The sequence below is a fragment of the Streptomyces sp. NBC_00876 genome, assembly GCF_045207435.1.
GTDB lineage: Bacteria > Actinomycetota > Actinomycetes > Streptomycetales > Streptomycetaceae > Streptomyces.
This window is the reverse complement of record NZ_CP108800.1, coordinates 911437-927017: the sequence shown is the minus strand read 5'-3', so window position 1 is coordinate 927017 and position 15581 is coordinate 911437. Positions and strand designations below refer to the sequence as shown.

Here is a 15581-nt window from a genome sequence, read left to right as displayed (position 1 = left end):
CGCCCCATCGAGTCATGTTGACGCAAACAAGCCCCCGGGGTCAAAAGCGAAGCCGCTTTCGTCCGAATCCTTGACAGGCTTCCGCGCCCCTCCCAAACTTCCGGCTACATCGTGTTTACGAAAACATTACGTAGACGGCGGTGCTCGGCACGGTCCGAACGGCCGTCTCCCCCCACCCCGCTGTTCCGCGCTCCCGCAGCGGCCGGCTGCCGTGCTGCCCCAGCGGAACCACCAGTCCGACGAGAGACCACGAGGTGTCGCGACATGCGACTGAAGATCTCCAGGACGGCGGCATTGCTCTGCGCCCTCCTCTTCTCCCTGCTCAGCAGCGTGGGCACCGCCCACGCCGCCCCGGTGACCATCGCCAACGGCACACAGTTCACCGACCCGGCCGGCAATCCCGTGCATGCGCACGGCGGCGGCGTGATCAAGGTCGGGCAGTACTACTACTGGTTCGGAGAGGACCGAAACACCGACAACACCTTCCGGTACGTCTCCGCATACCGTTCCACCGACCTGAAGTCCTGGGAGTTCCGCAATCACGTCCTGACCGAGGCCACCGACCCGGAGCTCGACTGGGCCAACATCGAGCGGCCCAAGGTCATCTACAACGCTTCCACCCAGCAGTTCGTGATGTGGATGCACAAGGAGAACGGCTCCGACTACGGCGAGGCGCGCGCCGCGGTCGCGGTGTCGTCCACGGTGGACGGCGACTACACCTGGCGCGGCAGCTTCCGGCCCCTCGGTGAGATGTCCCGGGACATCTCGACCTTCGTCGACACCGACGGCACCGCCTACATGATCTCGGCGGCCAACGAGAACGCCGACCTGCACGTATACCGTCTGACCGCGGACTACACCGCCGTGGAGTCGCAGGTCCAGAAGCTGTGGGCGGGCCAGTGGCGTGAGGCGCCCGCCATGTTCAAGCGGGACGGCGTGTACTTCCTCCTGACCTCCGGGGCCACGGGATGGGCCCCGAACCAGCAGAAGTACGGCACCGCGAGCAGCATCACCGGTTCCTGGTCCGACCTGAAGGACGTCGGGGACCCGACGACCTACCGCAGCCAGACCGCCTACGTCCTGCCCGTCCAGGGCACCAAGGGCACCACCTTCCTCTACATGGGAGACCGCTGGGGCAACTCCATGGGCGGAATGGTCAACGACTCCCAGTACGTCTGGCTCCCGCTCGCCTTCCCCACCAGCACCACCATGACCATGGACTACTCCCCGCAGCTCACCGTCGACACCGCCGCGGGAACCGTGAGCGGAATGAACGGGCCCTGGGAGAAGCTGACCGCGCGCAACAGCGGCAAGTGCGCCGACGTGGCGAACTTCGACTCCGCGGACGGCGCTCAGGTGGTCCAGTGGGGCTGCGGCAGCGGTGTGAACCAGAACTTCTGGATCAAGAAGCTGAGCACCGGCTATGTGCAGATCATGGCCCGGCACAGCGGGAAGTGCCTCGGCATCGCCGGTGCCTCGACCGCGGACGGCGCACTCGTCGTGCAGAACACCTGCGACGGCTCTGCCTCCCAGCAGTGGAAGGTCCGCACGACCGACGCCGCGGGCTACGTCCAGTTCCTGGCCCGGCACAGCGGCAAGTGCCTCGACGTCGTCAACCAGTCGACGGCCGACGGAACCGCCCTCGAGCAGTGGACCTGCAACACGGGCGACAACCAGAAGTGGCAGCGCTCGGCGGCCTGACCGCGCCACCCGCCGTAAGACAGGCGTGAGGCGGGCACCGTCCCCGGACCCCACGCGACACTGCGCCTCCTGGCCCCGGGCCAGGAGGCGCAGCGGCGGGAACCGAACCCACCCCGCACTCACCCCACCCCCCCCACGTGAAGGAGCATCCGTGTTCTCCACCCGCAAGCGGCCGGCGTCGCCCCGGGCCCGGCTCCCCAGAAGTCTGACCGCCCTCGGCGCCTCCGCGGCGCTCGTCGCGACAGCCGTCACGGCCGTGGGCTCCGGCTCGGCGCCGGCGAGCGCCGCGGAGGGCCCCACCGCGGCGCTGACCGTACGTCTCGACCCCAGCTACCAGCATCCGTCCTTCGAGGGATGGGGAACCGCGCTCGCCTGGTTCGCCAACGTCACCGGCGGATGGCCGGACGCGCAGCGCAACGCACTCGCCGACGCCCTCTACGGCGCCGACGGCCTCGGCTTCACGATCGCCCGCTACAACATCGGCGGCGGTGACAGCCCCGAGACCACCCCCTACATGCGGGCCGGTGCGGCCGTCCCGGGCTACTGGAACAGGCCCGGCCCGGAAGCCCCCGACTGGTGGGACCCGAACCGTTCCGACCACTGGAACCCCGGGGCCGACGCCAACCAGCGCTGGTGGCTCACCGCGGCCAAGGCGCGCGGTGCCACCACCTTCGAGGCGTTCTCCAACTCCGCGCCGTACTTCATGACCAACAGCGGGCTGGCCTCGGGAGCGGCCAACGGCTGGCAGGACAACCTCCGGTCCGACCAGTACGACCGGTTCGCCGCCTATCTCACCGGAGCTGTCCAGCGCGCCCAGTCCGGCAGCGGAGTCACCTTCGACTCCGTCTCACCGGTCAACGAGCCCGACACCGACTACTGGCACGCGGGCGGCGGCCAGGAGGGTTCGCACTGGGACCCGGCCTCCCAGGCGCGCATGATCACGACCCTGCGCGCCGCGCTCGACGCGAAGGGCATGGCGACCCCGATCGCCGCGATGGACGAGACGAACCCGGGGAAGTTCCGCTCCGACTGGGAGGCGTACACCCCTGAGGTCCGCAAGGCGGTGGGCCGGCTCAACACTCACACCTATGGGACGAACGGCCGAACCGGGGCCCGGGACATCGCCAAGGGCGAGACCACACCGCTGTGGATGTCCGAGGTGGACACCGGCGGCAGCGCCCCGCAGAGCTTCACCGACATGAGCCCCGCTCTCGATCTCGCCCAGCACATCAACGACGACATCCGCGAGCTGGAGCCGCGTGCCTGGGTCCTGTGGCAGGCCGTCGAGGACTACGAGAACATGTCGCCGGGGCACGAGAACTCGAACTGGGGCCTCATACAGACCGATTTCACCCCCGACGACGCGGCCACCGAGCCCCTGCGCAAGAACAAGAAGTACTGGGCGATGGCGAACTACAGCCGCTTCGTCCGCCCCGGCGCGCGCATCCTCGACACCGACGACCCGCAGACCCTGGCGGCGGTGCGACCGGGCGGCAACGGTGTGGTGGTGGTCCACACCAACCCGACCGGCCAGGAGCGCGAAGTCACCCTGAACCTCGACGGCTTCCAGACGGCATCGAACGGGCCCGTTGAGCGGTGGACGACCGATGCCACCAGGAACCTCCAGCGTGACAGCGACGCGGCAGTGAGCGGCCGGACCCTCAAGGCCACCGTGGGCCCCGGCTCCGTCACCACGTTCGTCCTGCCCACGGTCGCCGGTGTGAACGCGGCGACGGCCACCGCCCCCACGGGCACACCCCGCCTGCTGCTCAACGACAACAGCGGCAAGGCGCTCGCCGTAGCCACCGCCAACGGCAAGAACACCCCGGTACAGCAGACGCCCGCCCCGGCGGACACCTCACAGCAGTGGACCTTCACCAAACTGTCGGCCACCGACTGGGGCAGCACCGCCGCCTACCGCGTCACCAACGTCAGGACGGGCAAGGCCCTCTCGGTCTCCAACGGTGCACTCACCTTCGCGTCACCCGGATCGTCCACCGCACAGCAGTGGATCCGTTCGACCACGGGGGACGGCCACAGCACCCTGATCAACGCGGCCGGCGGCAAGCTCCTGGATGTCACAGGTGCCTCCACCGGCGACGGGGCTCCGGTCGGGGTCTATCAGCCGACCACCGGTGGCAACCAGTCCTGGACCTTCCCGGGCACGGCGCCGGACGCGTGGAAGACCCTGGCCCTGCGGAACGGCTCCAAGTGCCTCGACGTCAGCGGCGCCGGCACGCAGGACGGCGCGGCCGTCGTCCAGTACGGCTGCAACACCGGCACGAACCAGCAGTGGTCGCTGCGCTCCACCGGCGACGGATACGTGAACGTCGTCGCCCGCCACAGCGGCAAGTGCCTCGACGTGAGCGGACAGTCCACGGCCGACGGCGCCGAAGTCCTCCAGTACACCTGCAACGAGGGCCGCAACCAGGACTGGGCGGTCCGGAGCACCGGCGACGGATACCTGACGCTCACGGCCCGGCACAGCGCCAAGTGCCTGCAAGTGGCCGGGGCCTCCACCGCGGACGGCGCGGCAGTCGTCCAGCGGACCTGCGACGGCGCCGCTGCCCAGCAGCTCCGCCAGGGCTGACGCAGACGGAGGCGGGCCCGGTCCTTCGACCGGGCCCGCCTCTCCCGTGTACGTGCCGGCGGGGGCTACTCCTCGGTGGGCCCGAGATCGGCCGTCGCGCGGAACTCGACCGTCCGGGCCCGGTGCGCCGCGTGGAGCTCCAGCACGACGACTTCGTTCGTGCCGGCGTGCAGCACCGGTGCCGGGACGTACAGGGACCGCTGCGGGCCGCGGGACCAGTAGCGGCCGAGCGCGAAGCCGTTGACCCAGGCGTTGCCCTTGGTCCACCCGTCGAGGTGGAGGAAGGCGTCGGCCGGGCCGGTCACCTCGAAGGTGCCCCGGTGGAAGGCCGGTCCGACGGGGGACGCGGCGAGGGGAGCGAAGGCGATGTGCTCCAGGGACGAGAGGGGAAGGGGCCGGCTGCTCCAGCCCGCGAGCTCGGCGCCGTCGAGAAGGACCCTGCCGAGCAGGCCCTTGCGGTCGTGAATGCCCTGGCCGTAGTTGACCCGCCCCTGGTTCTCGACCAGGACGGTGAGCGTGCTGCCCGCCCGGGGAACCGTGAAGGCCAGGGCGTGCTCGTGGTTCTCGCGCTCCAGGACGCCGACGGGCTGCCCGTCGACGAAGACCTGGGCGCGGTCGCGGACCTGCTCGACCTCCAGCAGGGCCGGGCCCTTGAGCGGCAGGGCCGTCTCGTACAGCACGAAGCCGAAGTCCTGCTCCAGCTCCTCCATGGTGAGCGGCCGGTGCGCCTCCACGGCCGCCCCGAACGCCGCTGCGTCGGGCAGCAGAGCGGCGCTCTCGGTCAGCGGTACGGTCCGGCCGGCGAGCTTGGGGCCGGGCGGCGGGACGGGTCCGTCCGGTACGGGCGCGTACTTGGCGATCACCTCGCGAAAGGCGGTGAACTTCCCCGTGGGGTCGCCGGCTTCGTCGAGCGGGGCGTCGTAGTCGTACGACGTCACGGTGGGACGGTAGGTGTGCTTGTCGTTGGCGCCGTTGGTGAAGCCGAAGTTCGTACCGCCGTGGAACATGTAGAAGTTCACCGAGGCCCCGGCGGACAGGAGTTCGTCCAGCTCCCGCGCCGCGTGCTCGGGCTCGCGCACCACATGGTGGGCGCCCCAGCGGTCGAACCAGCCGATCCAGAACTCGGTGCACATCAGTGGCCCCTTCGGCTGCTGGGACCTCAGGGCGGCCAGCCCCTGGCCGGAGCGGCTGCCGAAGTTGGCCGTGGCGAGGACGCCGGGCAGCGCGCCGCGTTCCAGGTCGGCGGGCTGGTCGCAGGTGAAGAGGGGGACGTCGACCCCGCATCGGCGCAGTGAGGCGGCCAGGTGCTCCAGATATTCGGTGTCCTCGCCGTACGCCCCGTACTCGTTCTCCACCTGTACGGCCAGGACGGGGCCGCCCCGGGAAGCGAGGTACGGCTGGAGCGGGGTGAGCAGCCGGTCGAAGTAGTCGTCGACCGCGGCGAGGAAGCGGGGGTCGCGGGAGCGCAGCTGTATGTCCGGTTCGGCGAGCAGCCAGGACGGGAGGCCGCCGCCCTCCCACTCGGCGCAGATGTACGGGCCGGGCCGCAGCAGCACGTACAGGCCCTCCGCGGCGGCGAGGTCGAGGAAGCGGGGCAGGTCGAGCCCGCCGTCCAGGCTGAAGCTGTCGGGCCGCGGCTGGTGCAGGTTCCAGGGGACGTAGGTCTCGACGGTGTTGAGGCCCATGAGCCGGGCCTTGCGCAGCCGGTCCGCCCACTGCCCGGGGTGTACACGGAAGTAGTGCAGGCCGCCGGACAGGAGCCGAAACGGTTCGCCGTCGAGGGTGAAGCCGCCGTCGTCGAGCTGAAGAAGAGGCATGTACGGGTGCTCCTGTGTTGGGTGAGGTGCGCTGTCGAGAGGGCCTGCCGGGCACTATGTTTGCGTGAACATACCCAGCATGACAAGCCTCGGCCGGGTTCAGGCCCACTGCCGCCGCCGGCGGGCGGCCCCCGTCCACCTCGGTGACCCGCGTGGAGAGTCGGCGGCCGCCGGGGTGCATCCAAATGTTTACGCAACCATGATGATACGCGGCATGCGCCCCAGGTCACGGCCTCGCGCGGGGCAAGTGGCTCGATAGCGGACTCGGGCGTCCCATAAGTTCCCCAGAAATTAACAGGACCGCACATATATTGACGCGTTGTTGTGGTGCGTGCTGCACTGGCCCGGCACGTGGCGGTGCGGTGCGCGCATCGAATGTTTACGTTCCCAGTAGATGTGGGCCGGGGTGGACCCGGCACCGGGCGGCCGCCGCTCAGCCCCCCCGCCTCGGCACTTCCCCCCTCGCTCTCCTCCTGCTGAAGGAGTCACGCCATGTCCTCTCACGACAGCCCCCTGGACCGCAGAGGTTTCCTCGCCGCGGCCGCTCTCACCGCCGGCGCGGTGGTGCTGCCCGGCGGCATCCTGCCCACACCGGCCGCGGCCGCCGTCCCGCCCCAGGTGACGCTGCCCCAGCGGGGCATGTACGACACCGTTGCGGCGTCGTCGTGGACCGACGGCTTCGTCACCGGCAACGGCGAGTACGGGGCGGTGTTCCACGGGACACCGGCCCTGGAGAAGATCGTTCTGAACCACCACCGCTTCGTGCTGCCCAACGGCACCCGCGACGTGACCCCTCCCGTCCTGGCCGGACGTCTGGACGAGGTGCGGGACAAGGCTCTGGCAGGCGACTACTGGGGCGCGGCCGGGACCTTCGCCGAGGGCTGGTCCCTCCTCTGGACCCAGACCTTCCACCCCGGATACGAGCTGCAGCTCAGCACTCCGGGCGCGACCACCGCCAACGACTACGCCAGGATCACCGACTTCCGCACCGGCGAGGTCACCCACACCTGGACCGACAGCGCCGGCGTCTGGAAGCGGCACGCCTTCGCCTCACGGGCCGACAAGGTGGTCGTACACGAACTTCTCCCGGCCGGCGGCAGGACCGTCGACACCACCATCAAGGTGAACACCGGCCTCGAAGGCGTGCCCGGTGATGTCGCCTTCGCCACGATCGCCACCGTCTCGGGCGGGCAGGGCTACCTCAACCTGCGCGGCACCTACCCGTCCGGCCAGGGGGCGTACGGATACGAGGGAGTCACCCGGGTCGTCGTCACCGGCAACAAGGCCTCGGTGTCGGTCAGCGGTGACACACTGGTCGTCGCCCGCGCGGCCAAGGTGCTCCTGCTCACCAAGCTGGGCCGGTACGAGAAAGCCGGCGAGTGGAACGCCAAGCCGCTGCACGCCGCACTGGCCGCGCTTCCCACCGACTACGCCGCACTGCTGGGGCGGCACGCGCCGCTGCACCAGGCCATGTTCGACGGTTCGAGTCTGGATCTCGGCGTCTCCGTTGCCGACCGGAAACTGTCCACATCCGAGCTGACCGCACGGCAGAACAACGACCGGTCGGTTGTCGACATCGCGCTCCTGGAGCGGATGTACGACAGCGGGCGCTACCTGTTCGTCAGCTCCAGCGGTGTACTGCCCCCACGGCTGACGGGCATCTGGTCCGGCAGCTGGGACGGTGCCTGGGCCGATGACTTCACCACCGACGCCAACATCAACCTGCAGATCGCCGGCGGCAACATCCTGAGCCACGGCAATGCCATGCAGGGCTACTTCGACCTGATTCTGGGACAGCTCGACGACTGGCGGAGGAACGCCGCCAATCTGTACGGCACCCGGGGATTCCTCGCTCCGTCCCGTACCGACGGCGAGTACGGACACATGCTCCACTTCAACAACTCGGACTTCCCCGGGCAGTGCTGGACCGGCGGAGCCGACTGGCTCCTGTATCCGCTCCTCGAGTACTACCAGGTGACCGGTGACACGGCATTCCTCCGGGACAAGCTCGGCCCTGCCCTGCTGGAACTCGCCCTGTTCTACGAGGACTTCCTCACCAGAACCGACTCCGAAGGCAAGGCGGTCTTCGTTCCGTCGTTCTCCATGGAGAACTCGCCCTCCAACACCGGTCAGATGCTGTCCGTCAACGCCACGGGCGACATCATGGCCGGCCGTCACGCCCTTCAGGCGGCTGTCGACGCCGCGAACCTGCTGAAGGTGGAGCAGGGCGCCGGCCAGGGCGTGGCGCGCTGGAGTGCTCTGCTGGCCAAGCTGCCGGACTACACGGTCAACGGCGACGGTGCGCTGGCCGAATGGTCCTGGCCCGGCCTGAACGACCGCTACAACCACCGGCATGTGCAGCACATGTACGGAGCCTGGCCCCTGCACGAGATCAACCCCGAGCAGAAGCCGGATCTGGTGTTCTCGGCACGCAAGGCGCTCAGGCTGCGCGGTGACGAGAACTACTCGGCCCACGGCAGCCTCTACCGCGCGCTGGCCTGGAGCCGGCTGAAGGACGGTGCGGGCGTCTACGACAACATCCGCAAGGTGCTGGGCAGCAACATGGTGTGGCGCTCGCTGGTGACCTCCCACAACCCCGACCTTCACATCTACAACTGCGACGCCGCCAACGCGCTGCCGGCGATCATCGCCGAGTCCCTGGTGTACACCCGGCCGGGCATCCTGGAGATCCTCCCCGCCCTGCCCGAGCAGCTGGCCCGGGGCACGATCCGCGGCGTACGGGGCCGCAACCGCGTCCTCGTCGAGAGCCTCACCTGGGACACCGCCGCCCGCACCGCCACCGTCACGCTGGTCTCGGACCTCACCCAGACCATCACGTTCGTCTCCCGTCGCGGCATCACGTCGCTGTCCACGACGGTGGCCGTGAGTGCCTCCTCGCTGGGGTCCCATGCGAGGGAACTGTCCCTCAAGGCGGGGGTCCGCACCCAGGTCACCGTCGGCATGCTCGCCGGGGTCTGCCGTGTGGTCAACAGCGCCAGCGGCAAGGTCCTCGACGTGGCGGACGAATCGACCGGCAACGGAGCCCCGGTCATCCAGTGGCCCTGGACCGGCGGTGCCAACCAGAAGTGGAGACTGCTGCCGGACTACGACGGATCCTTCCGCCTGTCCAACCTGAACAGCGGCAAGGTCCTCGACAACCCGGCCGCCTCCACGACCCACGGTCAGCCCCTGGACCAGTGGACGGACACGGACGCCCCCAACCAGTGGTGGAAGCTGGTGCCGGCCGGGACGGCGGGTCACTACCACCTGGTCAACGTCTCCAGCGGTCTGTACGCGGCCGTCGAGAACGGCTCGACGGGCGACGGAGCCAGGATCGTCCAGCTGCCGGCCGACGGCTCGGCCGGCCAGGACTGGACGATCGCCGGACTCTGACCCTCCCCGCAGGGAGTTCCCTTCCCACGGCGCCGGCGTGTGCGGTCGCCCCGGTCCAGTGGCCGGGGCGACCGCCGTTCCGCGCCGAGAGGGCCGGATTCATGAAGCAACCGTGAATACCCTGTGGAAGTGATGTCGTAGTGGCCCCTTATGCTGCACCGGACGATCACGCGGGACCAGGGGAGGGCGCGGCATGTTCGGCAAGTTTTTCGGCAGGGGTGGCGAGAGACCGGAGGCGGATCCGCACGCCCTTCCCGTCCCCCGCAGGCAGAAGAACGGGATGTACACGCTGCGCGCGCTCGGGGACACGCGGGTGCTCGCGGCGGTCGAGGCGGCCGGCGCGGGTGACTGGGAAGCGGTCAAGGCGGCCGTGGCGCCCTTCGATCTCGGCAGTGATCACCAGGTCCTGGGTGAACTGGCCGACGTGGACGGTGTGCAGGACTGGATCGGCTGGGCCGTCGAGGAGGACAAGGAGCACCGCGCGACGGCTCTGCTGATATCCGGCACGCGATACATCAACTGGGGCTGGGAGGCGCGCACTTCCGACCGGGCGGTGAACGTGACGCGGGAGCAGTGGCGGGTCTTCCGCGAGCGGCTCGAGATCGCCGAGGAGCAGCTGCTCGAGGCAGCCGAACTGCGGCCGGAATGGGTCACACCGTGGAGCCGGCTCCTCACCTCCGGCCGCGGCATGTCGCTGGGCGTCTCCGTCAACGAGACCCGGCTCGATGCCGCCCTGCGCCGCGCCCCGCTGGACCTGGAGACCCACGTCGAATGGCTTTCGCAGCTGCAGCCCCGCTGGAGCGGTGAACCCGGCGAAGCCATGGCGTTCGCCCGTGACACGTTCGCCCGCGCCCCGCAGGGGGACCGGATCGGCTGTGTGATCGCCATGGCGCACATCGAGAACTGGGTCGAGTCGGACGACGCGCGCTGCCTCAGAACCCCTGAGATCCAGACCGAGTTGAGGAACGCGGCCGACCACAGCATCCTGCACCCCGCCTACGTACGGCGTCCGGGGTGGCAGCACGACTTCAACGTGTTCGCCATGGCGCTGTCACTGGCCGCCGAAGGCCACACGGTCCGGCGCGTCTTCCAGGCGCTCGACGGTGCCTACACCACGTGGCCCTGGACCTACTTCGCGGAGCCCGAGAAGCAGTTCGCCCGTCAGCACCGCCGCGCCTGAGCGCAACGGTCCCGGCCCCGCCCCATCCGCCGCCTCTCCCACACCGGACTGCCCGATGAATCTGCCCGACACCGCCTCGAACCCGGCCGACGCCGACCGCACCTTCCAGGTGGATCTGCGTGGCCTCGTCGATCTTCTCTCCCACCACCTCTACTCCAGCCCCCGCGTCTACCTCCGCGAACTCCTCCAGAACGCGGTGGACGCGCTGACCGCCCGGCACACGCTCGAACCGGGAGCCCCCGCCGACGCCTTCGGTATCCGCCTGTACGCCGACGGCTCGGCCGTACGCGTCGAGGACGACGGCGTCGGTCTCACCGAGGCCGACGTGCACACCTTCCTCGCCACGATCGGCCGCAGCAGCAAGCGTTCCGAGCAGATCGCGGAGCAGCGCGGCGACTTCATCGGCCAGTTCGGCATCGGCCTGCTCTCCTGCTTCCTGGTCGCGGACGAGATCCTTGTCGTGAGCCGCAGCGCCCGCACCCCCGACGCACCGGTGGTGGAGTGGCGGGGGCGCGGCGACGGCAGCTACAAAGTCCGTGCTCTGCCCGCCTCCGCCCGTCCGCACCCCGGAACCACCGTCACACTGACGCCGCGCGCCGACGCGGGCGAATGGACCCGTCCGGCCCAGGTGCACGCGCTGGCCCGGCACTTCGGCTCCCTGCTGCGCCATCCGGTGACCTTCGAGGACGGCTCCGCCGGACCGGGCGCCCGCGTCAATCCCGAACCCGCGCCCTGGACACGTACGTACCCCACTCCGGGATCCCGGTCCCGTGCGCTCGCCGCCTACGGTGAGGAGATCTTCGGGTTCAAGCCGCTGGACACCATCGATCTGGACCTGCCGGCCGTGGGCCTGAAGGGCATCGCCTGTGTGCTGCCCGAGACGGTGCCGACCGGGCGCCGCCACGGCCACCGCGTGCACGTCAAGGGCATGCTCCTGTCGGAGCAGGCCGAGGAGATCCTGCCCGAGTGGGCCTTCTTCGTCCGCTGCGTCGTCGACGCCGAGAGCCTGCGACCGACGGCGTCCCGGGAGTCCCTGTACGAGGACGACACCCTCGCCGCCGTCCGCGACGCCCTGGCCGAGCGGATCCGCGCGTGGATCGCCCGGGCCGCCGCCAGTGATCCGGAGCTGCTCGCCCGCTTCCTGCGGGCCCACCACCTGGCCGTGAAGTCGCTCGCGGTGCACGACGACGAGATCCTGCGGATGCTGCTGCCCTGGCTGCCGTTCGAGACGACCGACGGGTCCACCAGCCTCGACGAGTTCGCGCGCACCCATCGCACCGTGCTCGTGACATCGAGCGTGGAGGAGTTCCGGCAGGTCGCGGCGATCGCCTCGGCCGCCGGGCTGGGCGTGGTCAACGGCGGCTACACCTACGACCGTGAACTGGTCCACCGGCTCCCCGAGATCAGGCCCGAGGTCACTGTCGCCGACCTCGACCCGGCGACCCTGACGGCACACCTCGACCCTGTCGAACGCGAAACGGAACTGGCCGCCGCGGGCTATCTCGCCCAGGCCCGGGACGCCCTCGCCGTCTTCGACTGCGACGTGGCGTTGCGGACCTTCCAGCCCGCCTCCGCCCCCGCCCTCCTCATCGACAGCCGCGAGGCCCGGCACGAGCGCACCCGCTCCCAGCTCGCCCGCGAGCAGGAGGGCGGCCTGTGGGGCGACATCCTCGGCGCCCTGCGCCAGGAGGCCCCGCGGGCCCAGCTGATCCTCAACCAGCTCAACCCGCTCGTGCGCACCGCCCTGGCCATCGATGAACCCGAGCTGGCCCGCACCAGCGCCGAAGCCCTCTACGGTCAGGCCGCGCTGCTGTCCCGGCGGCCACTCAGGCCCGCCGAATCGAGCCTCATCAACCGCTCGTTCCTCGACCTCCTCGCCCACGCCCTCCGCAAGGACAGCTGACGATGCCGACCTCACCCCATCCCCAGAACACGGACGAGCTGTACCAGGCGCTCCAGGACAACCGGCTGCGCCCCTACGGCCGCACCCGCACCGTCAACGCCGAGGAACTCGTCGACGCCGCCGAGCAGTTCGCGGAGCCCCTCGCGCTCGTGCACGCCCTCCTCGAACTCCACGCCGCGTACGCCTACGGTTCCGAGCCGCGCAAGTCGCCCGTGGTCTTCGCCCGTCTGCTCACCGTGTTCGACGAGCAGCCCGACGTCTTCGACGAGCGCCTGCGCCACCAGCTGTTCTGGCGGTTCAAGTGGGTGGCGAACGCCCTGCGCGCACTGCCCGAGGTGCCGCTGGCCAGCCTGCGCCAGTGGCTCACGGAGATGAGGGACCGCTACGAGAAGGCCGGCCTCGGGCTCCAGCCCTACTACGGACAGGCCTACCAGCTCGCCGCGCACCTCGGTGAGGACACCACCCTCGCCTACGAGCTGTGGGCGGGCCGCACCCGCACCCCGCTCAGTGACTGCGAAGCCTGCGAGATCTGTGAGCGCGCCCTGTACCACCTCGCGGCAGGCGACGACGAGCGTGCGCTGCGCACCTGGGAACCCGTCCTGGACGGCAAGGAGTCCTGCCAGGAGGAGCCGGCCCGGTCGCTCTCGTACGCGCTGCTGCCCCTGCTGCGCACCGGCCACGCCGACCGGGCCCGTGAACTGCACCTCTCCGGCTACCGTGGCTGCTGCCGCAACGCCTCCATGGCCGGGGAGGTCGGCCGTCACCTGGAGTTCTGCGCGCTGACCGGCAACGAGGCACGCGGCCTGGAACTGCTGGCCGAGAACCGGAGCCTGTTCGACGAGGTGGACTCGCCGCTGGACCTGTTCGACTTCCTCACGGGTGTGGAGGTCCTCCTCGGGCGCGTCGAGCTCCTCGGCCGCGGCGAACTGCCCGCCGCCGGATACGCGGGCCGCACCTGGACCGTGGCCGGGCTGCGCGCCGAGGTGCGGGGGCGCGCCGACGACCTCGCCGCACGCTTCGACGCCCGCAACGCAACCACCGCCCACACCGACCGCCGCAGGGTCCGCCTCGACCGCGCCCCGCTCCTGGACGCACTCGAACTGACCCTGCGCACCCGCACGCTCGACGACGTGGACCCGGCCGCCGCCCCGGTCGCCGAGCCCGCCACCGGCAAGGCCGCAGACCTCCCCGAGTCGTTGCCCGCACTCGTCCTGCGGGCGAGGGAACTGGACGCGCAGGGGCACCCGGACGCACAGCTCTGCTGGGCCCGGCTGCGCGGGCTCGTCACCGCCCGCGGCTACACCCACCCCGACGACCCGGCCGTGGGCCCGCTCGTACGGCTGCGCGCGGACCTGCTGGCCGATGAGGCGAGCCGGGCGGGTGAGAGGGACGACTCCGCCGAAGCGGCCGCCCTCCATGAGGAGGCCGCGGGCCTGTACGAGGACGCCGGAGCGCCGGGTGACGCGGCGCTCGCCCGCGCCTGCGCCGCGCTCTCCGCCGCCGAAATCCCTGCGGACAGCGACGGAGACGGCAACGGCGGGGCCGACGGAGACGGCGAAGGAAACGGCGGGGCCGGGGCGAAGGCCGCCGCGCTGACCGCCGCCCACGCGTTCATGGTCCGCCTGCACGAGGAGACCCCCGGACTCGCCCCGTACCAGGAGGCCCGCCTGCTGCGGCTGCGGGCGACCGCGCTCGGACTGCGGCTCCAGGAGTCGGGGAGCGAGGACCACGCCGCGGCGTCGTTCGCCGAACTGGAGCTGCTGGACGCGTTCGCCACCCGGCACGACATCGGTGTGCACATCTCCGGAGCCGCTCTCCTGCGGGCCGGCACGTACGCCATCTCCGGCGACCTGCCCACCGCGGTCACCGAACTCGACGCCCTCCTTCTCCGGCTGAAGGAACACGGTCCCGCCTGGCACCTGCCCCGCACCCTCGGGCTGCGCGGCCGGATCGGGCTCGGCCTCCAGGACGCCCGGGCGGCGCACGCGGACCTGACCGAGGGCGTGCGACTGGCCGCCGAGTGGCCGGCCGTCGTGGCCGACACCGGCCGCCTCCACGAGGATCTGGCCCAGGCCTGCATGCACCTGGGCCGCGCCGAAGAGGCACTGCGGCACCTGACCCGCTCGGCGGAGCTGGAACTTCGCCGCGGCAACAGGACGGACGCGTTCTGCGCGTACAGCAACGCGGCCCGGCTCAGCCTCGACCTGGGCCGCATCGAGGACTGCATCGCCCTGCTCGACTCCCTCCTGGCCGATCCGGACGTCGTCGCCGGCGAACTGGACGGCCGGCTCGTGGCCCAGCTGCGCCTGACCCGCGCCCGCGCGCTGCACGCGGGGGAGGACCTCAAGGCCGCCACGGTGGAGTTCGTGGCCCTGTCGGCCGAGTCGGCGGACTGGGACGACGACCCGGGGAGCCACGCCATGATCGCCGCGGAGACGGCCGTACTCCTCGGCGAGTCCGGCGAGTTCGGCCGGGCCCGCGAGGCCATGGAGCAGGCGCTCGCCGCCCATGCCAGGGCTGCGCGCTACGAGCAGCTCAGCAACGCCCTGCGCGAACTCGCCCGCCTCCAGGCCGAGCAGCAGGGTCCCGAAGGCCTGTCCGACGCCCTCCTCCATCTCGCCGACGCCGGCCGGGTGGCCGACGAGGCCCGTGCCGCCGGGTTCGAGGCCGACGGCCGCTCCCTGGACACGGCCCTGGCCTACGAACACGGGCGGGTCCGTGCCTACGCCGGTGAGTACGAGGACTCCCTGGCCGCCCTGGACAAGGCCCTTGCCCTGCTCGGCGAGCCGGGTGCCGATCAGGACCACGCCGGCGAGTGGGCCGAGTGCACCCGTCTCGCGGGCGCCGTGGAGGGCATCTACCTGGAGCGGACCGCCCCCGCGCTCACCCGTCTCGGTGCGGCGGTCTCCCGCCTGACCGCTCTCGGCCACACGACGGAGTCCGGGCCGCTCGCCGCGCTGGCGGCCCGGCTGCGCGACGAGGAGTGAGACGGCGTAC

7 protein-coding genes are annotated in these 15581 nt (G+C 70.8%); 6 read left to right on the top strand and 1 reads right to left on the bottom strand.

Going from position 1 to position 15581, the window contains the following annotated elements:
- Positions 1–264 precede the first annotated feature (264 nt).
- The gene (locus OG782_RS03955; RefSeq protein WP_406447992.1) at positions 265–1701 is read left to right on the top strand and encodes an RICIN domain-containing protein; all 1437 of its coding nucleotides are present in this window, start codon (positions 265–267) and stop codon (positions 1699–1701) included.
- Between the two features lie 151 nt (positions 1702–1852).
- Positions 1853–4291: an RICIN domain-containing protein gene (locus OG782_RS03950; protein ID WP_406447991.1), complete on the top strand. Its 2439-nt coding sequence runs from the start codon at positions 1853–1855 to the stop codon at positions 4289–4291.
- A 65-nt stretch (positions 4292–4356) separates the two neighbouring features.
- On the opposite strand, the gene OG782_RS03945 is transcribed toward OG782_RS03950, so the two are convergent.
- Positions 4357–6108 (bottom strand): beta-galactosidase, encoded by a 1752-nt coding sequence (locus tag OG782_RS03945; protein ID WP_406447990.1) that lies wholly within the window; start codon positions 6106–6108, stop codon positions 4357–4359.
- A gap of 492 nt (positions 6109–6600) precedes the next feature.
- Here OG782_RS03945 and OG782_RS03940 point away from each other — a divergent pair, with 492 nt between their 5' ends.
- From OG782_RS03940 to OG782_RS03925, 4 genes are all read left to right on the top strand, one after another.
- Positions 6601–9501: a glycosyl hydrolase family 95 catalytic domain-containing protein gene (locus tag OG782_RS03940; protein WP_406447989.1), complete on the top strand. Its 2901-nt coding sequence runs from the start codon at positions 6601–6603 to the stop codon at positions 9499–9501.
- A 193-nt stretch (positions 9502–9694) separates the two neighbouring features.
- Positions 9695–10681 (top strand): hypothetical protein, encoded by a 987-nt coding sequence (locus OG782_RS03935; protein ID WP_406447988.1) that lies wholly within the window; start codon positions 9695–9697, stop codon positions 10679–10681.
- 55 nt (positions 10682–10736) lie between these two features.
- Positions 10737–12584, top strand: a complete 1848-nt coding sequence (locus tag OG782_RS03930; RefSeq protein ID WP_406447987.1) for an HSP90 family protein — start codon at positions 10737–10739, stop codon at positions 12582–12584.
- Positions 12585–12586: 2 nt separating this feature from the next.
- Complete coding sequence (locus OG782_RS03925) at positions 12587–15571, top strand: hypothetical protein (protein ID WP_406447986.1); 2985 nt, start codon at positions 12587–12589, stop codon at positions 15569–15571.
- Positions 15572–15581: the final 10 nt, after the last annotated feature.